Consider the following 2647-nt stretch of genomic DNA (forward strand, 5'->3'; position numbering starts at 1 on the left):
GTGTCAATTTGGGGTAGTTGGTACCGCGAGTCCGCGTAGTTGGTACCGGGGTTCCACGTACCCGGTACTGCAAGGGGTTTTCTTTCATAGTTGATGCTGGCGACACCACATTCCGGTGGTGTCGCGTCAACATCTACTTGGAAGGAGCCGGTCCTTGTGGCTAACTTCAAACAGATCATCGCGATGTGCCTTGATGGTGCTAGCTACGCGCAGATTACACACGCATTGGGATGTTCACGACGAGAAGTATCCCGCGCAAAGAAAGTCATCAACGATGAGGCACTAACTCCAGAGCGTTTCTGCCAACTCCCACCTGGATGGTTCGATGATCGATTCAGCGACGGCCGGAGTAAACGGACGATGGCCTACGACCAGCCTGATTTTCACGCTCTTGCACGCAAGCTGAAAAGTACGAAGCATCTGACCAGGCATAAGCTGTGGATGGACTACTTATCGCAGCCGTGTCCGACGGATAAGACAAAGTACCAGTACTCCCAGTTCTGCAGTGGGCTCAATGAATTTCTGCGTGCCAACGATCTCGTCGAAGTTATCACCCATGAGCCAGGCCAAGAGCTTTACGTTGACTGGGCCGGTGACAAAGTGCCTGTAGTAGATCAGGCCAGTGGTGATACCGCATTCAAGGCGTCATTGTTTGTCGCGGTCAGCCCGTACTCAGGACTGATGTACGTCACGGCTGCTGCGAATGAGAAGATGCCGTCGTGGATTGAGTGCCACGTCAAAGCATTGAACTATCTTGGCAAAGTACCAGCGGTCATCGTGCCAGATAATGCTTCTACGGCGACTTATCGGCCGAGGAAGCATTCAGGCTACCGGATGGTCACTGACCGCTACGCAGCGTTTGCCGACTATTACGGGGTCACGATCGTGCCGACTAGGCCCGGCAGGCCACGCGACAAAGCGGCAGTAGAACGTGCTGTGAAAATCGCCTACACCAAAATACTCGGGTACTTCAGCGACGAGGTCTTCTACAATCTCGATGAACTCAATGAGGCAATCGCTGACCGGCTTGCCGATATCAACAGCGCAATGACGCGGCCTGATGGCACAACACGGCGCATGCGCTTTGAGCAAGAAGAAGCACCAGTGATGCGCGATCTGCCGCCGACGCCGTTTACGGAAGTGTCATACAAGCGGCTTAAAGTCGACCGCAATTGGCACATCACCTGTGACTACCAGTACTACTCAGTGCCATTTCAGCTGGTAGGAGAATCGGTAACAGTCAGGCTCACCCCGCAACTAGTAAGCATCTTCAACGGGGAGCAGCTTGTTGCTGAACACACGCGCCTTCACGGATTCAAATACCGGTATTCCACCAACCCTCAGCATGGACCGCGTGGCGACGATGAAGGCCACAAGGCGCTTACCCGTGATGAGCTCTTGGCCTGGGCCTCGTCGTTTGGGGCAGCAACGCACGCAGTCATAGCGATGATCCTCGACCGCAATAGTGCCGCCGTACCCCGCGGACTCATCCAGGCACGCAACGTGCTGGCCAACCTAGGCAAAAAGCACAACAAAGCCACCCTCGAACCGGCATGCCAGCAGGTCTTAGACAAGAAGCTGGCCCCCACGATGGCAGTGATCAAACGCATCCAGACTGACATTGCCCACGCCCAACAACATCCCGGGCCACCAGGGCTAAAAACACAGCCTGTGGCCAAGCACCACCCACGCCCAAGTACCCCGCTTACCGGTGAGGTGGCCGATGCCGTCTTTATCCGGCCTGCTGACCACTACGAAAACTAGAAGCAATAAGGAGTGAAACCATGAGCAGCATCGACGACGAAATTGTGCGGGCGAAAATGCGCAAGCTTCGCGTATCAACCTTCGCTGACATCTTCTACAAGGTTGTCAACGACGAGGCCTATGCGGATGCGCTACCAGAAGACATCTTCCTCGCCGCAGTCGAAGAAGCCTACACACAACGCCAACAACGCAACATTGCCAAGGCCATTACCCAGGCTAAATTCCGATACCCGGATGCAAGCCTGGCTGAAATCACCCAGGCAGAACAACGCGGTATCAACATGCGCCAGCTGAAACGAATCGCAGCAACCAACTGGCGGGAAAACCCGACCAATATTCACATCCTCGCCCCGACGGGAACAGGCAAGACCTACATTGCCTGCGCCATCGGCATCGCCGCGTGCAAGGCTGGATACTCCGTGGCGTACTACCGGCTGGATCAACTTGTAGACATGCTGGCGGTCTTCTCACCGACTGACCAAAACTACCTCGATAAGATGCGGAAACTGATCAACGTCGATGTCCTTATCATCGACGACTTTATGACCATCAGCATCAACCAGCGCGGGCAAGAAGACCTAACCAAGATCATATTCGACCGCGACGGGCGGCTCCCGACACTTATCTCCTCCCAATCAGCTGCCGCCTATTGGGTTGAAACACTGCCAGACAGAGTCGGAGCCGATTCACTCGTAAGCCGCCTCAACAACGGCCACCGAATCCAAATCGGAGACTTCGACATGCGCAAAGCCACCGCCCCCACCACCCCAGACGACTAATACAGACGGGCCGGGCCGACGCACCCCTCGGCCCGGTACCAACTACCCGGAACACGACAGTACCGAGTCCCCAGAACACCGGTACCAAAAACTCGCATCTGACA

The 2647-nt window shown here is 55.4% G+C and carries 2 protein-coding genes; both read left to right on the forward strand.

Annotated features, from left to right (window positions below; genetic code table 11):
* The first annotated feature begins 156 nt into the window (after positions 1-156).
* Positions 157-1764: an IS21 family transposase gene (gene istA / locus QP363_RS12565; protein WP_284764735.1), complete on the forward strand. Its 1608-nt coding sequence runs from the start codon at positions 157-159 to the stop codon at positions 1762-1764.
* Between the two features lie 20 nt (positions 1765-1784).
* Positions 1785-2543: an ATP-binding protein gene (locus QP363_RS12570; protein WP_284764736.1), complete on the forward strand. Its 759-nt coding sequence runs from the start codon at positions 1785-1787 to the stop codon at positions 2541-2543.
* The last annotated feature ends 104 nt before the right edge of the window (positions 2544-2647 follow it).

Source organism: Corynebacterium sp. UMB6689, assembly GCF_030215295.1.
In the GTDB taxonomy this organism is placed as follows: domain Bacteria; phylum Actinomycetota; class Actinomycetes; order Mycobacteriales; family Mycobacteriaceae; genus Corynebacterium; species Corynebacterium aurimucosum.

Bases quoted from the DNA above. Each gene is read 5' to 3' on its own strand.
- QP363_RS12570 (WP_284764736.1), top strand. From the start codon at position 1,785: ATGAGCAGCATCGACGACGAAATTGTGCGGGCGAAAATGCGCAAGCTT.